Annotated in this window: 4 protein-coding genes; 3 read left to right on the top strand and 1 reads right to left on the bottom strand. The window is 69.2% G+C overall.

Annotation, left to right across the window (positions count from 1 at the left end):
- The coding region (locus VGS97_RS23925; protein WP_326855884.1) for a C4-type zinc ribbon domain-containing protein at window positions 1-206 on the top strand (206 nt) is incomplete at its 5' end.
- A complete protein-coding gene (locus tag VGS97_RS23920) occupies window positions 203-1,513 on the top strand; it encodes a bifunctional RNase H/acid phosphatase (protein ID WP_326855883.1) in 1,311 nt (436 codons plus the stop codon). The genes VGS97_RS23925 and VGS97_RS23920, both read left to right, overlap by 4 nt.
- A gap of 54 nt (window positions 1,514-1,567) precedes the next feature.
- On the opposite strand, the gene VGS97_RS23915 is transcribed toward VGS97_RS23920, so the two are convergent.
- Entirely contained in the window at window positions 1,568-2,350 is a 783-nt protein-coding gene (locus tag VGS97_RS23915; protein WP_326855882.1) for a YaaA family protein, read from the bottom strand.
- A 183-nt stretch (window positions 2,351-2,533) separates the two neighbouring features.
- Between VGS97_RS23915 and VGS97_RS23910 the strand changes: the two genes are divergently transcribed.
- Complete coding sequence (locus VGS97_RS23910) at window positions 2,534-2,752, top strand: hypothetical protein (RefSeq protein ID WP_326855881.1); 219 nt, start codon at window positions 2,534-2,536, stop codon at window positions 2,750-2,752.
- The last annotated feature ends 163 nt before the right edge of the window (window positions 2,753-2,915 follow it).

Here is a 2,915-nt window from a genome sequence, read left to right as displayed (position 1 = left end):
CCGACCTGGTCGCGCTGTACGAGAAGGTGCGCGCTCAGTACGGCGGCATAGGGGCTGCCGCGATCAAGCGGCGCCGCTGCGAGGGCTGTCGGCTGGAGTTGGACATCGCCGAGGCCAACGAGGTCAAGGCGGCGGCGCCGGATGCCGTGCTGCGTCACGACTCGTGCCGCCGGATCCTGGTGCGCACCCCGGATTCGGGGCTGTGACGACCGTGCGCACCTTGATCGTCGAGGCCGACGGAGCGTCGCGCGGCAATCCGGGCGCGGCCTCCTACGGCACGGTGGTCCGGGACGCGGGCACCGGCGAGCTGCTCGCCGAGCTGGCCGAGGCGATCGGCCACGCGACCAACAACGTGGCCGAATACCGCGGCGTGATCGCCGGACTGGAGGCCGCGCGGCAGATCGACCCGGACGCGCGGCTCGAAGTGCGGATGGACTCGAAGCTCGTCGTCGAGCAGCTGTCCGGGCGCTGGCAGGTCAAGCATCCGGCCATGAAGCCGCTGTACGAGCGCGCGCGGCGGACGTTCCCGGTCAACGGCGTCACGTTCGCGTGGATGCCGCGCAGCCAGAACAAGCACGCCGACAAGCTGGCCAACGAGGCGTTGGACGCGGCGGCGCGGGGCGAGGTCTGGCGCTCGAAGACCCCGCTCGGCGGCGCGCGCGGTCGCGCAGGCGCTGAGGGGGGTGGTCCCGCCGGTGACGGCGGGCACACAGCCGACCCTGACGGCGCATCAGGCCCTGTGGTATCAGGCATTGCGGCATCAGGCATTGCGTCCGTCCCGACGTCCGCCGAGCAGGGCTCGTTGTTCGACGGCGACCGTGACGAACACGGTGAACGTGCGGCCGTGCCCGCCGCGGGCTGGGCCGATCTCGGCTCGCCGACGCGGCTGCTCCTGCTGCGCCACGGCGTGACGCCGCTGACCGGCGAGAAGCGCTTCTCGGGGCTCGGCGGCGATCCCGAGCTGATCCCCGAGGGCCTCGCGCAGGCGCATGCTGCCGCGCAGCGGCTGGCCGGAGGGCCGGGCCACACCGGCGATCCCCGATACGGCCGCATTGATGCGATCATCGCCTCGCCGCTGCGCCGCACTCAGCAGACCGCGCTCGCCGTCGCCGACGCGGTCGGTCTGGAGCTGCGGCTGGAGGCCGGCTTCCGGGAGCTGGACTTCGGCGCCTTCGAGGGGCTGACGTTCGCCGAGGCCCGCGAGCAGTACGCGCAGGAGCTGGCCGATTTCCTGTCCTCGCCGAAGGTCCCGGCGCCCGGCGGCGAGTCCGTCGAGCAGGTCGCGGCCCGTGCCGCCGTTGCCCGCGACCGCACGATCGTCCGCTTCCCGCGAAAGACGGTGCTGATCGTCACGCACGTCACGCCGATCAAAACGCTCGTCTGCCAGGCACTCGGCGCGCCGCTCGACGCGGTGCACCGGATGGAGCTCGCCCCGGCTTCGCTCAGCGTCATCGATTACTACGGCGACGGCATCGCCAACCTGCGCTGCGTCAACGACACTGCGCATCTATAGACATATATAAATATAGATACCGGGTTTGTGTAGCTGCATCGCCTGGCAGCGTGATCAGAGCTCGGCGACTACCACGTCCAACGCCCCTGCCCCCGCTGCGCCGCACTCGACGCGGAATCCGAGATCCCGCAGCGCGTCGGCGAATTCTTCCGGCGTCTTCGGCTCCTCGCCCGCGACCAGCAGGGCACGCACGAGACGTCCTTTTGTCGCCTTGTTGAAGTGGCTCACCACGCTTCGCTTGAGCACGCCGCCGACTACACGCTCGTGCACCACTCGGACGGTGACCGTCGAGCCGGTCGGCCGCCACATCCCGGTGTAGCCCGTCGACCGCAGGTCGACCACGAGTTTTTCCCCGGCGAGGTCCGCGAGCGGTCCGGCCAGCGCCTTCTTCCATACCGCTGTGACCGAGCCGATTCTCGGCAGTTTCACTCCGGCGGAGCAGCGGTAATACGGGATCCGGTCCTGCGGCCGTACAACGCCCCACAGTCCCGAGAACACCAGCAGGGATTCCTGGGCTCGGCGATATGCCTCCGGGTCGTCCGTGCGCAATCCCGGCAGATCAAGCGCCTCATAAAGCACGCCGCGGTACACGTCGGCCGCAGGCGCCGCAGGTGCGGTCGCCACGAGCTGATTGTGCGTCAGCTCCCCGAGCTGGCCCTCGCTCAGTCCCAGCGCCGCGAGTGCGCGCGTCGGCGAACCCGAACTCAACCTGCTCAGCGCCTTCATCAGCGAAACGCGTACCGCTGTAAGCTCCGGCAGGACCAGGGAGCCGTGAACGAGTGGTTCCGCGTCGGTGGGAGCGGTTTTTCCCTCGGACGGTGGTACGAGGATGAACATTCGGGCCTGATTCTCCGGAACGATCGCTTTTGTCTACGGAACTCTACAGTCCGCCTGAGAGACTGCGGCGCTGAGGCAGGGTGCATCAGACAGGACACATGAGAACAGGGCGCCTGAAAGAGCGAACGGGGAGTCGACAGACCGTGCCGCGCGCCGCCATTGAGCTGCCACACCGCCTACGCCGTGCTCGGCTGGTTTGCCAGCCGGGTCCCGCTGTGGCCGTACCTGCCGCTGGTCGGCCCGCTGCTGCTGTCCGGTGGCGGCTATCAGGGCCAGTTCGTCGACGGTCAGTTGCCGCCTCGGCGCTGTCAAGCCGTCCCGGATACTGGCGAATCCGCGCCGCGACCGATCGCCGTCACCGCGGTAAACGACCCTGCCACCAGCACCACAGGAGCCTCATGAAACGCCGGTGGCTACCGTCGTCGTAATCACTTTGGGTGGCGACTGCACGCCGCGGTCTGTGCGTGCGTTCGACACAGCCGATACGCTGCGCGCTGTGCCCCGCCGAATCCTGGTGATCGACGGCGTCGATGGGTTTGACGAAGCGCGCACTGCCCTGCGCGCC

It is taken from the genome of Actinocrinis sp. (genome assembly GCF_035946395.1).
GTDB lineage: Bacteria > Actinomycetota > Actinomycetes > Streptomycetales > Catenulisporaceae > Actinocrinis.
Note: the sequence above shows the minus strand (reverse complement) of the source record. Positions and strands in the feature narration are given on the sequence as shown.

Coding starts and splice junctions, on each gene's coding strand:
- VGS97_RS23915 (WP_326855882.1), bottom strand. CDS start 2,350: ATGTTCATCCTCGTACCACCGTCCGAGGGAAAAACCGCTCCCACCGAC.